This window comes from Neorhizobium sp. DAR64860/K0K1 (genome assembly GCF_050500205.1).
Classification (GTDB): domain Bacteria; phylum Pseudomonadota; class Alphaproteobacteria; order Rhizobiales; family Rhizobiaceae; genus Neorhizobium; species Neorhizobium soli.
Genome location: NZ_CP191459.1, coordinates 455647 through 469343, shown reverse-complemented (window position 1 = coordinate 469343; position 13697 = coordinate 455647). Strand labels below are relative to the sequence as shown.

14 protein-coding genes are annotated in these 13697 nt (G+C 61.7%); 2 read left to right on the top strand and 12 right to left on the bottom strand.

All coding sequences use genetic code 11. From position 1 onward, the window contains the following. The gene (locus ACQY1J_RS06840) at positions 1 to 183 is read left to right on the top strand and encodes a NepR family anti-sigma factor (RefSeq protein ID WP_062461941.1); all 183 of its coding nucleotides are present in this window, start codon (positions 1 to 3) and stop codon (positions 181 to 183) included. Beyond that, positions 180 to 746, top strand: coding sequence for an RNA polymerase sigma factor (locus ACQY1J_RS06835; RefSeq protein WP_062461307.1), 567 nt, complete (start codon positions 180 to 182; stop codon positions 744 to 746). The genes ACQY1J_RS06840 and ACQY1J_RS06835 overlap by 4 nt, the downstream gene beginning before the upstream one ends. Before the next feature lie 237 nt (positions 747 to 983). Here ACQY1J_RS06835 and ACQY1J_RS06830 read toward each other — a convergent pair whose 3' ends face one another. The 12 genes from ACQY1J_RS06830 to ACQY1J_RS06775 all read right to left on the bottom strand — a co-directional run bounded on the left by ACQY1J_RS06830 (position 984) and on the right by ACQY1J_RS06775 (position 13563). Continuing rightward, complete coding sequence (locus ACQY1J_RS06830; RefSeq protein WP_062461309.1) at positions 984 to 1433, bottom strand: hypothetical protein; 450 nt, start codon at positions 1431 to 1433, stop codon at positions 984 to 986. A 2-nt stretch (positions 1434 to 1435) separates the two neighbouring features. Beyond that, positions 1436 to 1786, bottom strand: a complete 351-nt coding sequence (locus ACQY1J_RS06825) for a DUF883 family protein (protein ID WP_430251031.1) — start codon at positions 1784 to 1786, stop codon at positions 1436 to 1438. A 256-nt stretch (positions 1787 to 2042) separates the two neighbouring features. After that, entirely contained in the window at positions 2043 to 3440 is a 1398-nt protein-coding gene (locus ACQY1J_RS06820) for an amidase (protein ID WP_113167290.1), read from the bottom strand. Positions 3441 to 3472: 32 nt separating this feature from the next. Beyond that, positions 3473 to 4291, bottom strand: coding sequence for an ABC transporter permease (locus tag ACQY1J_RS06815; protein WP_430251030.1), 819 nt, complete (start codon positions 4289 to 4291; stop codon positions 3473 to 3475). After that, on the bottom strand, positions 4288 to 5238 hold the full coding sequence (locus tag ACQY1J_RS06810; protein WP_430251029.1) for an ABC transporter permease: 951 nt from the start codon (positions 5236 to 5238) through the stop codon (positions 4288 to 4290). The genes ACQY1J_RS06815 and ACQY1J_RS06810 overlap by 4 nt, the downstream gene beginning before the upstream one ends. A 287-nt stretch (positions 5239 to 5525) precedes the next feature. Next, positions 5526 to 7052 (bottom strand): ABC transporter substrate-binding protein, encoded by a 1527-nt coding sequence (locus ACQY1J_RS06805; RefSeq protein ID WP_430251028.1) that lies wholly within the window; start codon positions 7050 to 7052, stop codon positions 5526 to 5528. Between the two features lie 90 nt (positions 7053 to 7142). Beyond that, positions 7143 to 7892, bottom strand: coding sequence for an ABC transporter ATP-binding protein (locus ACQY1J_RS06800; protein ID WP_430251027.1), 750 nt, complete (start codon positions 7890 to 7892; stop codon positions 7143 to 7145). After that, complete coding sequence (locus ACQY1J_RS06795) at positions 7889 to 8758, bottom strand: ABC transporter ATP-binding protein (protein WP_425503210.1); 870 nt, start codon at positions 8756 to 8758, stop codon at positions 7889 to 7891. Before ACQY1J_RS06795 ends, ACQY1J_RS06800 begins: the two co-directional genes overlap by 4 nt. Positions 8759 to 8777: 19 nt before the next feature. Beyond that, positions 8778 to 9707, bottom strand: coding sequence for an ABC transporter permease (locus ACQY1J_RS06790; protein ID WP_062582012.1), 930 nt, complete (start codon positions 9705 to 9707; stop codon positions 8778 to 8780). Next, positions 9704 to 10744, bottom strand: a complete 1041-nt coding sequence (locus ACQY1J_RS06785) for an ABC transporter permease (protein ID WP_430251875.1) — start codon at positions 10742 to 10744, stop codon at positions 9704 to 9706. The genes ACQY1J_RS06790 and ACQY1J_RS06785 overlap by 4 nt, the downstream gene beginning before the upstream one ends. A gap of 43 nt (positions 10745 to 10787) precedes the next feature. After that, positions 10788 to 12446, bottom strand: coding sequence for an ABC transporter substrate-binding protein (locus ACQY1J_RS06780; protein WP_430251026.1), 1659 nt, complete (start codon positions 12444 to 12446; stop codon positions 10788 to 10790). 67 nt (positions 12447 to 12513) lie between these two features. Further along, entirely contained in the window at positions 12514 to 13563 is a 1050-nt protein-coding gene (locus ACQY1J_RS06775; RefSeq protein WP_430251024.1) for a dipeptidase, read from the bottom strand. Positions 13564 to 13697: the final 134 nt, after the last annotated feature.

Here is a 13697-nt window from a genome sequence, read left to right as displayed (position 1 = left end):
ATGACAACAAGCCAATCTCAAGAAGCAAGGCCTGGGTCAGTGTCTCCCAACGCCTCGATCTCTCGCAAACTGCGTGAATTTTATGACGCAGTCCAGGAGGAGGGTATCCCCGATCGCTTCCTCGATCTGCTCGAACGGCTCGACCATGCCGAGCGCAACGCCAAGTCGGTGGATGCGAAATGAGCAAGGAAGAAGACAACGACGATCGCATCTTTAAGCGCGACCTTTTGGCGTCGCTGCCGAACCTACGCGCTTTTGCCGTCTCGCTGACCGGTCGTCACGACAAGGCCGATGACCTTGTCCAGGACACGATCATGAAGGCGTGGGCGAACCAGAAGAGCTTTACGGCCGGCACCAACATGCGGGCCTGGCTGTTCACGATCCTGCGCAACGAATTCTACAGCCAGATGCGCAAGCGTGGCCGCGAAGTGCAAGACAGCGACGGCCTGTTTTCCGAACGCTTTTCCGTGCACCCCGAACAGTATGGTCGCCTCGATCTGCAGGACTTTCGTGCAGCGCTCGACAAGCTTCCGGACGATCAGCGTGAAGCGATTGTTCTCGTCGGCGCCGCAGGGTTTGCCTATGAGGAAGCCGCAGAGATCTGCGGCTGCGCTGTCGGCACGATCAAAAGCCGTGTCTCGCGCGCCCGTACACGCCTACAGGAACTGCTTGGCGTATCCGGCGAGGTCGATTATGGCCCGGATGCCGGTGACGCAGCCATCACGTCCCGCGCCTTCGGCGGCTGAACGTTCAGCGAAGTACATGTAAACTCATAGACGCCGCCTTCACGGGCGGCGTTTTTGTTTGGTTCGCGTAGCGCCAGACAACTGCCCTTCCCCGTGTTTGCAGAATTCTGAATAGCACGCATCCCTTCGCTCCGCGCGAGCGTCGACCAGAGCCTCATGACAATCCGACAAGACACAAAAAAAGCTGCCGGAATTTGTCCGGCAGCTCGATGATCGAAAGACGAGTAACGGCTGGTGTTACTCTCCAGGATTTGTAAAGCGGCGACGCGTCCTGCCACCGCTCAGGGCGAGGAAGCCGAGGCCCCCCGCGATCGATGCAAACATCAGGGGCTTCGACTTCAGAAGAAGCGGAACCGCTGTGAGTGCTGCCGTCAAAGCCAGCGTCTTGCCGCTATTGGCGGCCACTGCCTGCTTCTTGCGCTTGACTTCCGCTCTCGCGGTGAGCGTCACCGAAAGGTAGAAAATCACGGCCAGCAGCAATGCGCCGCCTGCAACCACCAGAAGCGCTATGGGAAGGCCCCAGAACTGCGACAGATGAACGGCAAGTGCCGCAACGCCCAGCACATAGGCCGTCAGCACGAAAAGTGCAGCGAGCCCATACAGCATGATGTTGCGCTTCAGCCGCTCCGTAAATGCCGCGATATCCATCGCGGCAAACGAAGCGATAAGGGGACCAAGGCCCATCATCTTTAGCGACGCGACAGAAGAGCGAAGACGAAGCCAACGCCGGCTGCGATCGCGATCGACTGGATCGGTGCCTTGCGGATCTTCGCTTCCAGGTCGCGCTCGAACGAGATCGCCTGCTCGCGGGCAGCTTCAACCATCTGCATGGACGCATCGGTCGCATCGGATGCGGCGCGACGGGCCTTGCCCTTCACTTCACTCGCCGTGCTGCTGCCGACGGCGCCGACGGTCTTGGCAAGCGACGAGATATCTTCGCGGAGCTGCTGCAGCTGCGCTTCGATGTCAGACGTCGTAGCAGCACCGGCGGCGGTGCAAGCGCGGGCAATTTCGGCATTCGTGGAAGTAGCTGCGGCCATGGAGATCTCCTGTTTCTACGGATCTTGGCGCCGCGCGGAAGGCGCGGGCTTTGCGGAAAGGTTCAAACGACATGCAAACTGTGAGGCTTGGCGAAGATCGGGATATCAGGCCCGGTCATGTTCGAAAGGTTGCCTCTCGCACATCATACTCCACCAGACGCAAAGTGCACGCATTCGTCTGCCAAAATGAAACGCGGCGAAACCGTGAAGGTTCCATCGCCGATTTTTGCGCTCGGACCGTCACTCGATGCGCAGATCAGGGCGTAAGTCTCGGGTCTGGCCAGTTGGTCACGCCGCCGGTCCACTGCTCAAATGCATGCGACAGCTTCAGAACGAGCAAGTCTGCGAACCGGGGCCCGACGATCTGCAGCCCGATTGGCATTCCGCTGCGGGAGAAACCGCAGTTGATCGAGGCGGCCGGCTGCTCCGACATGTTCCACGGCACCGTGTAGCCGATATGCTCGAACGGTTTCAAGGGATCGTTGGTCGGCGATGCCCAGTCGGCCGGATAGGAGACGATTGGGTTGGTCGGCGACAAAACCGCATCGACGCCGGAGAAGAGTCTCGCACAGGCCTTGCGCATCTCGATCGTCTGGTTGAAACCGCGCACCGCCTCGACGCCGGAAACCGAAGCCCCGCCCTTTGCCCATTCGAAGATGTAGGGCAGGATCTGCGCCTTGCGCTCGTCCGGCATCGCCTCGATATCGCCCCAGAACCGCGCCCGCCAGAAACTGTCGAGCCCGTCCAGCATCGTCCGCGTCATGACGGGCGCAACCTCCACGATCTCGGCCCCCGCCGCCTCGAACCGCTTTGCCGCAGCCGTCACCGCCGCGCGGACCTCGTCGTCGAGAGAGATCCCGATGCCCGCATCCAGCATAAGCCCGATCTTCATCCCCTTGACGTCGATGTCGAGATCCACCCAGTCGAAGGCGTTGGGCGGCAGCGATGTCGCGTCGCGCCAGTCGGGGCGCGACAGGGTCGCCATGGCGATCGCACTGTCTTCCACCGTCCGCGTCATCGGCCCGGCACAGCGCCCGACAAAGAACGGATCGACCGGAATGCGGCCCTGGCTGGGCTTGAAGCCGAAAAGCCCCGTCCAGCCGGCCGGCAGCCGGATCGAACCGCCGATATCGGTGCCGATATGCAGGGGTCCGAAGCTCGAAGCCGCAGCAGACGCGGCGCCGGCGCTGGATCCGCCGGGGTTCTGCGTCAGGTCCCAGGGATTGCGGCTCAAAGGGTGAAAGCTGGAAAGACCTGACGACAGCATGCCGTAATCGGGACAAGTGGTCTTTGCGAAGATCACCGCGCCGTCCTCGCGCAGCCGTGCAGCGGCGGGCGCATCGCTGGCCGCCGCCGTCAGCTCCGTCGCGGCGGACCCGAGCGGCACCGGATGCCCTTTCGTGGCGATCAGTTCCTTGATCGTCACCGGAATGCCGTCGAGCATCCCAAGCGTCTCGCCCTTCGCCCAGCGCTCGGTGGACGCTTTCGCCTGTTGCCGTGCGCTTTCCGGATCGTAGAGGTAGAGCGCCTGAACTTGGTGTTCGAACGCCGCAACCCGTGCCTCGACCACCTCCCAGTATTCCAGCGGCGAAAGCTTCTTCTGCGCATAAAGAGAAAGAATGTCCCGGATCGTCAGTTTCAAAAGGGCGTTCATGAAAAGTCTTTCACTCAGGTCGTCGTTTAAAATCAGGGTGTCGAGCGCGGATCGAGAAGGTCGCGCAGACCATCGCCGAGCATGTTGAGGCCCAGCACCGCGATCGCGATCGCCAGACCCGGCATCAAGGCGAGCCAAGGCGCCTGTCCAAGGAACGTCTGCGAATCCGCAAGCATCCGCCCCCAGGTCGGGTTCGGCGGCGGCATGCCGAGCCCGAGATAGGAAAGCCCCGCCTCGGTCAGGATCGCGAGACCGAGCTGGATCGTCACCTGCACGATGATCTGGTTCGAAATATTGGGAAGAATGTGAACGAACGTGATCTTCAGCTTCGAACGCCCCATGCCGACAGCCGCTGCTACATAGTCGCGCGTCCAGATCTGGCGCGCCGCGGCAAGCGTCAGCCGCGCAAACACCGGCACCATGAACGTGGCAATGGCAATGACCACTGTAAACCGGCCGGATCCGATAAAGGCGCCGAGCATCATCGCCGACAGGATCGGCGGAACCGCGAAGATGATGTCGCAGCCGCGCATCACGATCTGTTCGACCCAACCGCGCCGCATTGCCACCACGGTGCCGACCGCCGTGCCGATCGTGGCGCCGATCGCCACCGCAAGCAGCGCCGTCGACAGCGAATTCCAGGCGCCGACCATCAGCGCGGAAGCCACATCGCGTCCGAACTGGTCGGTCCCGAGCAGGCCGAACTCGAACGGCGGCTTCAGCTTGTTGACGATGTTCATCTTCGACGGCGGATAGGGCGTCCAGACCAGCGACAGAAGCGCCACCAGAATCAGGAGCAACGTAACGACAAGTCCGGCAAGAAGAACGGGACGGCGCAGCAGATGCCTCATTTCACCCCCACCCTCAGCCGAGGATCGATCACCAGGTAAAGGAGGTCGACGAGGAAGTTGACGACGATGACAAGGGCCGAGAAAAACAGGACGACGTCCTGCATCACAACGATATCGCGCTGCGCCAGCGACTGGTAGGCGAGCCGACCGAGACCCGGCAGGTTGAAGACATTCTCGACCAGAACTGCACCGGCGATCAGAAAGGTGAACTGCATGCCGATCATCGTCACCACGGGCACAAGCGCATTCGGCACCGCATGGCGCCAGAGGGCTGCCCCCTCGCCCAGTCCCTTGGCGCGGGCGGTGCGCACGTACTCCTCGTTCATCACGTCAAGCACCGCGGCCCGCGCAACCCGCGTCAACACGCCCGCCTGCGGCAGTGCCAGCGCGATCGCCGGCAGCAGCAGCGCCTGCAGCCCGGCCAGCAGTCCCGCGTCCCAGCCCGGAAATCCACCCGCCGGCATCCAGCCGAGCAGCGTCGAAAACAGGATGATCGACAGCAACCCCACCCAGAAGGCCGGCACGGCGATACTGACATAGGACACCGCGCCGACAATGGCGTCGAACATGCCGTTATGCTTTTTCGCCGCCTGCACGCCGAGCGGAACCGCGATCCCGACGGAGAGCAGAACCGCCATCAACGCCAGCGGCAGCGTCACCGTCAACCGCTCCGCAATCAGCCCCGCGACCGGTACGCCATAGGTATAGGACTGCCCGAGATCGCCCTGAAGAACACCCCAGAGCCAGGCGAGATAACGCACTGGCAGCGGCTGATCGAGCCCCATCTGGGTTCGAAGCGCCGCCAGCGTTTCCGGGCTTGCCGACGTCCCGAGCACAATCGCCGCCGGATCCCCCGGCAAGAGACCCATGACGACGAAGATCAGCAACGACACGACGAGAAGCGTGACGACGAGCGACAGGATGCGCCGGATAAGGATGGAGATCATGGGGCACACCCTCCAAGATCCACCATGCCTACGCCAGTCGCCCCTCCCCACCCTCCCCACAAGGGGGAGGGCTTAACCCAGCCGAACCGCCGGGCCACGATCGAGGCAATCGGGTGCCGCATACCTTCTCCCCCCTTGTGGGGGGGGGGAGATGGCCGGCAGGCCAGAGGGGGATTTCAGTCATCCGCGCTTAAGCCCCATCTTTCCCAAGGCCACCTCATCGCAAAGCTTAACGCCTCTCGCGTTGTCGGGAACGTCACCGGCGCAGATCACGGCGAGACGCATCGTCATTCTTCCCAGAACACCTCGGTCAGCACGTTCGATGGGATCGGCTCGTTCTCCCACAGCCCCTTCAGCTTCGCGTCCCATATGCCGAGCTTCGGCATTACGAACAGGAACAGTGCCGGCACGTCCTCTGCGAGGATCGTCTGCGCCTCGCCGTAGAGCTTGTCCTGTTCCGCAGGATCGGCGGTCGCCTCGACCTTGGCGAGGATCTCGTTGAAGGCGGGGTTCTTGTAGTGGAAGTAATAGGGGTCGCGGGCGTAGATATCGATGTCCATCGGCTCCGCATGGGCAACGATGGTCATGTCGTAGTCGCCGGCTTTCAGCACGTCCGATACCCATTTTGCGGGAAACTCGGTCGTTTCGATATTCATCGTGACGCCGATTTCGGCAAACATCGCCTGCAGGATCTGCGACGAGCGCTGCGCATAAGCCATCTGCGGCGCCTTCATGGTGAAGGAGAAGCCGTTCGGATATCCGGCCTCGCTCAAAAGCGCCTTCGCCTTTTCGGCGTCGTAGGGGTAGACGCCGGTTAAGTCCTTGAAGCCGCGGTCGTTCGGCGTGTAGTGGCTGCCGATCGGCGTGCCGTAACCCGACCATGCACCTTCGACAACGGTCGCACGATCCACCGCCATCATCAGCGCTTGGCGAACCTTCTTGTCGTCGAATGGCTTGCGCGAATTGTTCATGCCAGCCACGACCTTGAGCTCGGTATTGCCGATCACGGTCGTGAGCTTCGTGTCGCCCTCGAAGGAGGAGACCAGTTCCGGCGCGCCGAACTCCGGAAACGCGTCGACATCGCCGGCCTTCAGGGCCGCTGCCTGCGCCTGCGGATCGGCGATGAACCGGAAAACCGCTGTCTCGAGCTTCACCGAAACGGACTTGTTCCAGTAGTCAGTGTTCTTCGCCAGATCGACCTTCGAGCCCTTCTGCCAGGACACGAACTTGAACGGACCGGTGCCGACCGGCGTGGTCTTGTTGTCGGCAGCGGATTTCGGCTCGACCATGACAGATGCCGGCCAGCCGAGCCAGTAGAGCAGGCTGCCCGCCGGCTGCTTCAGCTTCAGCACCAGCGTTGCGGCATCGGGCGTCTCCACTGTCTCGATCGAGGCGAAATAGCGCTTCTGCGGATTGACGCTGTCGGCGCCGCGAGCCCGGTCGATCGTGAATTTCGCAACGGACGAGTCGAAGGCGACGCCATTGTGGAAGGTCACGCCTTGGCGCAGCTTGAACGTATAGGTCTTTCCGTCCGGGGAGATCTCCCAGCTTTCCGCAAGCTGCGGCTGCACCTTGCCGGCGCTGTCGACCGTCGTCAGGCCCTCAAAGATATTCTGCCAGCTCACCTGGCCGATCGCCACAGGGGCGGCAATCGTCGGATCGAGACCGATGGGTTCGATCGTCATGCCGATCGTGACCGACGTCTTTGCCGCGGCAAACGCCCCGCTTCCCATCGAGGCGGCAAGGCCAAGCGCAACAGACGCCGCAATCACGCTCCGGCGCGAAAACACACCCCAACCAGCAACCGTCTTCATGGCATTGTTCCCCTGCTTATTGATCTCTTAACCGCGATCTTACGGGCATTTCGCAGGTGCACAATAGCATTCTGCCGCCCGCCACAAGGATTAGCCGCGGCTGAAGCCTTCGCTCGCCACCAGCAGCTGTCGGGTGTAATCCGCCGAGAACTCGCGGTTTTCCAGCGCCTGCGCCGGCACGGTTTCCACCACCTTGCCGCTCTTCATCACCGCAAGACGGCCGCACATATGGCTGATGACTCCGAGATCATGGCTGACCATCACAAAGGTCAATCCGCGGTCGCGCTTTGCCTGCTCCAGCAAATTGAGGATTTCCGCCTGGATCGACGCATCGAGCGCCGAGGTCGGCTCATCCAGCAGCAGGATCTTCGGTTCGAGGATGAGTGCCCGGGCAATCGCAATCCGCTGCCGCTGTCCGCCAGAAAGCTGGTGCGAATAGCGGAACCGGAAACCAGCCCCCAGCCCGACCTCATCCAGCGCGCGGGCAATCCGCACATCAACATCGGTAAAGCCATGGATCGCCAGAGGCTCCAACAGCAGCCGGTCCACCGTCTGTCGGGGATGCAGCGATCCGTAAGGATCCTGGAACACCATCTGGACGGTGCGGTAGAATTCCTTGGTCCGGCTTTGCCCCGAATAGGATTTTCCCGCGACCATCAGCGTGCCGGCGTCAAATGCTGCCAGCCCGGAAACGGCGCGCAACAGCGTCGATTTCCCCGAGCCCGATTCACCGACGATCCCGAAACTTTCGCCCTCTTCCACATCCATGCTGACATGATCGAGTGCGGCAAAGTCGTCATAGGTGACGAGCATGTCTCGGATGGAGATGATGGCACTCATAGCGACCACTCCGGCTTGCGGTCGAGCACCGGCAGCGGATGCCGGTTCGAGCCTATCGTCGGCAGGCAATTCAAAAGACCCAGTGTGTAGGGATGGCTCGCCTTGGAAAGATCGGCCGACGCCAGTTCCTCCACCACCCGTCCGGCATACATCACCAGCACCCGGTCGCAGAAGGAGGAGACCAGACGCAGATCGTGAGACACGAAGATCAGCCCCATGCCGCGCTCGGACACCAGCTTGTCGAGAATGTCGAGAACGTCGAGCTGCACGGTCACGTCGAGCGCGGACGTCGGTTCGTCAGCGATCAGAAGCTCCGGCCCGCAGATCAGCATCATCGCGATCATCACCCGCTGCCCCATGCCGCCGGAAACCTCGTGCGGATAGAGATCGTAGACACGGCCCGGATCGCGGATCTGCACCGATTCCAGCATCGTGATCACCCGCTCCTTCGCCTGCGCTCCCGAGACCTTCTCATGGGTCTTCAGCGTCTCGACGATCTGCCGGCCGATGGTCATGACCGGATTGAGCGAATATTTTGGGTCCTGCAGGATCATCGCGATCTGCTTGCCGCGAATATGCCGACGCTCGGACTTCGGCATCGACAGAAGATCGCGACCTCGAAATTCCAGCTTGTTCGCGGTGATCTTCGCATGCCCCGCCGTCAGCCCCATGATGGCGCGACCGGTCTGCGACTTGCCGGAACCGGATTCGCCGACGATGCCGAGACGTTCCTTGCCGAGCGTGAACGAAACGCCTCGCACAGCGGTTACCTCGCCGGTGCGGGTCGGAAACGTCACGCGCAGGTCGTCGACCGCAAGCAGCGGCGCTTCGGTGGTAGCAGTCATGTTGACGGAAGGATTGCCCATCATCATTGGCCTTTCTCCGTCATTGTCCGGCCTCCTTCGGATCCAGCGCATCGCGCAATCCGTCGCCGAGAAGGTTGAAGCCGAGGCTGACGATCAGGATGGCGATACCGGGCATGGCGGCTACCCACCACTGGTCGAGAATGAAACGGCGACCGGATGCGATCATCGCGCCCCATTCCGGCAGCGGCGGCTGTGCACCGAGACCCAGAAAGCCGAGGCCGGCGGCGGTCAGGATGATGCCCGCCATATCGAGCGTGACACGCACGATCAGCGACGACATGCAGAGCGGCATGACGTGGCGCAGCACAATGCGAAACGGCGAGGCACCCATCAGCTTCACCGCCGAAATAAATTCCGAATTGCGGAATGTCATCGTTTCGGCGCGGGCGATACGCGCATAGGGCGGCCAGGACGTAACCGCGATGGCAAGCACCGCGTTCTCAATGCCGGGCCCGAGTGCTGCGACCAGCGCCAGAGCCAGCACGAGCTTCGGAAAGGCGAGAAAGATGTCGGTGATCCGCATCAGGACCGCATCCACCCAGCCGCCGGCGTAACCGGAGACGGTGCCGACGATCAGCCCGACCGGCGCGGCGATGACCGCGACCAGCACCACCACGAACAGCGTCAGCCGCGATCCGTAGAGCAGCCGCGAAAGGATATCGCGGCCCTGGTCGTCGGTGCCGAGCAGGAAGCCGGCCGAACCCGGCGGCAGCAGCCGCGAATTGCGCAGGTCGCCCTGCACCGGGTTATGCGGCGCAAGAACGTTGGCGAAGATGGCGATGAAAATCAGGCCTAGAATGATGAACAGGCCAAGCAGTGCCAGCCGGTTTTCGGAAAACTGCCGCCAGACCACATAGGCGCGGCCGACGCGGGCCTGATGGCGGGAGGTCGGCCGGTCGGACAGAAGCCACGCCCGGCTATAGGGTTTCAACGGTTCAACGACACTCATCGGCGCGTCCTCGGGTCGAGCGTCCGATAGAGAAGATCGGAAAACAGGTTGATGGCGACAAACACCATGCCGATCACAAGTGTGCCCCCGAGCACCGCGTTCATGTCGGCATTTTGCAGCGAGTTGGTGATGTAGAGGCCAAGCCCCGGCCAGGAGAAGATGGTTTCGGTCAGAACCGAGCCTTCCAGCAGTCCCGCATAGGAGAGCGCGATGACGGTGATCAACGGCACGGCCGCGTTACGCAGCGCGTGGAACCAGATGATCCGCGTTTCCGAAAGGCCCTTGGCCCGCGCCGCGACCACATATTCCTGCGAAAGCTCAGTCAGCATGAACGAGCGCGTCATGCGGCTGATATAGGCGAGCGAGAAATAGCCGAGCAGGCATCCGGGCAGGATGATGTGACGGAACAGGTCCCAGACCACCTCCCACTCCCGCTGCCAGATGGCATCGACCAGAAAGAAGCCGGTCACGGACGTGAACGTGTATTCGTAGGCGATGTCGATGCGGCCGGGATAGGCGACCCACCGGAGCTTCGCATAGAACACCACGAGCGACAGCAGTCCCAGCCAGAAGATTGGCACCGAATAGCCGATCAGGCCGATGATACGCACGATCTGGTCGGCGATCGAGCCCCGCTTGACGGCCGCCAGCACGCCGAGCGGCACGCCGATGACGGCACCGATCAGCGTGCCGATCGTGGCAAGCTCGATCGTTGCCGGAAACACCCGGGCGATATCGGTCATCACAGGGTTCGTTGTCAGCACCGAGGTGCCGAAATCACCGGTCAGCGCCTGTTTTATGTAGATCCAGAACTGATGGTAGAGCGGCAGGTTGAGGCCCAGCTGCTCGCGCACTCGTTCCACCACATGCGCCGGCGCACGGTCACCAACGATCGCCAGTGCCGGATCGATCGGCACCACGCGGCCGATGAAGAACGTGACGGCCAACAGGCCAAGGAAAGTGGTCGCCGCGGTGATCAGAAACCGCAGCGTACCTTTGACAATGGAGGGAGCACGGCGCCTGTTGCGCCGTGTCACAGTCGTTACATCGGGAAGCGTCAAGGAAATCGTCCCCTATCGGCTATTCCTTCGAGACCGGAGCAACGAAGTTGGTGTCGAAGCTCGGGCCGAGCTTGTAATTCTTCACCTTGGATGAATAGCCGGCCACTTCCGTCTGCTGAAAGACGATCACGAACGGGCTGGTGGCCAGAACCTTCTTCTGCAGGTCCTCGTAGGTGGCCGCACGCTTGGCGGCATCCTTTTCGAGAAGCGCACCCTTGCTGGCGTCAGACAGTTCCTTCGGCACGTCCCAGGCATTGCGCCATGCGAGCGTCTTCGTCGTGCCCGTATCGGCATTGTCAGGGTTGACGGTAAACGTCTCGGCATTCGAGTTCGGATCGAAATAGTCCGAACCCCACTGGCCGATATAGATGTCATGCGTGCGGGCGCGGTACTTGGTCAGGGTCTGCTTGCCGTCGCCCGGAATGATTTCCAGCTTGATATTGGCCTGGGCCAGCGTCTGCTGCACGCTTTCGGCAATGCCGGTCACCGGCTGCGTGTTGCGCACGTCCATGGTCACCGTAAAGCCGTCGGCGAGACCGGCCTTTGCCAGCAGTTCCTTCGCCTTTGCCACATCCAGCTTGTAGGGGTTTTCCGAGAGAGCGCCGAGCTGGCCCTTTGGCAGGAAGGTCTGGTGGATTTCGCCGATACCCTTGATCAGCGTTGCGCCGATCGCATCGTAGTCGACGAGATACTTCATCGCCTCGACCACTTCCGGCTTGGCGAGGTTCTTGTTCTTCTGGTTAAGGCTGAAATAGTAGACGGTGCCCTTCGGCGCTGAGGTGAGCGAGATGCCCTCCTTCTTCGACACGGCATCCATGTCGTTCGGCTCGAGATTGCGCGCAACGTCGATATCGCCGTTCTCAAGCGCCAGGCGCTGGCCTGAGCTTTCCTTCATGTGGCGGTAGATGACCCGCTTCAGCTTCGGCTTCTCGCCGTAATAATTGGGGTTGGCTTCCATCACGACGGCTTCGTTGGCGCGCCATGCGACCACCTTGAACGGGCCGGACCCCGCATAGCCGGTCTTCATCCACTCATTGCCGAAATCGGTGTCGAATTTGTATTCGGCCGTCGGGGTGACGGATTTCGCATGCTCCATCACCACCTTCTTGTCGACCACCGCGGTCACTGTTGCGGTCAGCACGTTGAGCACGAAGCTCGGCGCATAGGCCTTGTCGACCACGAAGGTAAACGTGTCGGCGCCGGATGCCTTCGCCTTTTCGGTGACGTTGTCAGCCTTCAGGCCGAACTGGGTCAAAAGGAACGCCGGCGACTTGTCGAGCTTCACGGCGCGCTCGAACGAGAAGGCGACGTCTTCTGCGGTGATCGGGTTGCCGGACGCAAATTTCAGGTTGGGCTTCAGCTTGAACGTATAGGTCATGCCATCATCGGACACCGTCCAGCTGTCGGCGAGATCGCCGATCACCTTCGACGTGTCGGACGGATCGAGCGTCACGAGCTTGCTATAGCTGTTGGCGGTCACTTCAGCCGCCGAAAGCTCGAAGGCTTCGCCCGGATCGATGCTGATAATGTCGTCGATCGCAAAGCCCTCGACCAGCGTATCGGCCGGCGTCGCGGCCATCGCCTCTCCGGAAAGACCATAGGGTGCGGCAAACGAAAGCAGCGACAGCGCGGCGGTCGCCGACAGCATTCGAAGAGTGTGGGAGCGAAGATGAAGCATGTGATTTCCCCTGTTCCGTACGTTGCGGAAGCCTGTTTCTAACCCGTTCGAAGCCCGTCTTACGAGCCTATTCCTGCCAAGCCTTGCCCAGAACCCTCAACCAGTTTTCACGGCAAAGCTTTGCGAGATCCTCGTCAGCGTATCCCTCAGTTTTGAGGGCCGCAACCAGATTTTGATTGCCTGCAGCATCGCTGATCTGCTGCGGTATCGTGGCGCCGTCGAAGTCCGATCCGAGCGCCACGCAGTCGATCCCCATTCGCTCCACCATGTAGTTGATGTGGCGCACCATGTCGGAAAGCGGGGTCTCCGCATCGTCGCGCCCGTCGGGCCGCAGCATGGTCACCGCATAGTTCAGCCCGGCCAGACCGCCGCTGTCCTTGATCGCGTCCATCTGCCTGTCCGTCAGGTTGCGGGCAACCGGCGTCAGCGCATGCGCGTTGGAATGGCTGGCGATCAGCGGCTGGTCGCTGGTCTTCGCCACATCCCAGAACCCCTTTTCGGTGATATGCGAAAGGTCGATCGCGATCCCGAGCCGGTTGCATTCGCGAACCAGCCGGAAGCCGGCATCGGTCAGTCCCGGTCCCGTATCGGTCGTCATAGGAAACGCGAACGGCACGCCATGGCCAAAAATGTTGTGGCGGCTCCAGACGGGACCGAGCGACCGCAGGCCCGCCGCATGGAACACGTCGAGATTGACGAGATCCGCATCGATCGCCTCACAGCCCTCCATATGCATCACGGCGGCAAACACACCGTCCTCGACCGCCTTGCGGATTTCGCTGACGGACCGGCACAACCGCCAAGCCCCGGCCCGGTCGAGCCGCAGTGCGATGGACGCCATTTCCAGTGCGATATCGAGCGACGGCGCATAGTCGAGCGGCGCTGCCAGCGGCGTCGCATAATGTCCGTCCGCATCCGGATCCGACAGAACCAGATCGCCCGAGGGAATGTAGATGGCGCAGAGCCCACCTGCGAGACCGCCCTTTTTCGCGCGCGGCGCATCAATATGCCCCCCCGCCGTCCCCCCGGCAAACTCCGCCACCGGATCCCCACCAGCCTTCATGTTCCGCCAGAGCCGCAAAAGCACATCGTTATGGCCGTCGAACACCAATTGCATGATTTCATTCCCGATATCGTGATTGTCAGAAGCGGTGGGTAATCGCGATCCTATCCCGCCGGCCGTGTTTCGCAAGGTGGAAATGCGCTCTGATGCACCTGTCGAAATCATAGCCAATCAAGAGCTCCCCGCAT

What these genes read in the sequence shown, in the direction of transcription:
- ACQY1J_RS06795 (WP_425503210.1), bottom strand. Translation starts at nt 8,758, where the DNA reads ATGGGCAATCCTTCCGTCAACATGACTGCTACCACCGAAGCGCCGCTG.
- ACQY1J_RS06810 (WP_430251029.1), bottom strand. Translation starts at nt 5,238, where the DNA reads ATGATCTCCATCCTTATCCGGCGCATCCTGTCGCTCGTCGTCACGCTT.
- ACQY1J_RS06775 (WP_430251024.1), bottom strand. Translation starts at nt 13,563, where the DNA reads ATGCAATTGGTGTTCGACGGCCATAACGATGTGCTTTTGCGGCTCTGG.
- ACQY1J_RS06780 (WP_430251026.1), bottom strand. Translation starts at nt 12,446, where the DNA reads ATGCTTCATCTTCGCTCCCACACTCTTCGAATGCTGTCGGCGACCGCC.
- ACQY1J_RS06840 (WP_062461941.1), top strand. Translation starts at nt 1, where the DNA reads ATGACAACAAGCCAATCTCAAGAAGCAAGGCCTGGGTCAGTGTCTCCC.
- ACQY1J_RS06835 (WP_062461307.1), top strand. Translation starts at nt 180, where the DNA reads ATGAGCAAGGAAGAAGACAACGACGATCGCATCTTTAAGCGCGACCTT.
- ACQY1J_RS06825 (WP_430251031.1), bottom strand. Translation starts at nt 1,786, where the DNA reads ATGGCCGCAGCTACTTCCACGAATGCCGAAATTGCCCGCGCTTGCACC.
- ACQY1J_RS06790 (WP_062582012.1), bottom strand. Translation starts at nt 9,707, where the DNA reads ATGAGTGTCGTTGAACCGTTGAAACCCTATAGCCGGGCGTGGCTTCTG.
- ACQY1J_RS06830 (WP_062461309.1), bottom strand. Translation starts at nt 1,433, where the DNA reads ATGATGGGCCTTGGTCCCCTTATCGCTTCGTTTGCCGCGATGGATATC.
- ACQY1J_RS06805 (WP_430251028.1), bottom strand. Translation starts at nt 7,052, where the DNA reads ATGAAGACGGTTGCTGGTTGGGGTGTGTTTTCGCGCCGGAGCGTGATT.
- ACQY1J_RS06820 (WP_113167290.1), bottom strand. Translation starts at nt 3,440, where the DNA reads ATGAACGCCCTTTTGAAACTGACGATCCGGGACATTCTTTCTCTTTAT.
- ACQY1J_RS06800 (WP_430251027.1), bottom strand. Translation starts at nt 7,892, where the DNA reads ATGAGTGCCATCATCTCCATCCGAGACATGCTCGTCACCTATGACGAC.
- ACQY1J_RS06815 (WP_430251030.1), bottom strand. Translation starts at nt 4,291, where the DNA reads ATGAGGCATCTGCTGCGCCGTCCCGTTCTTCTTGCCGGACTTGTCGTT.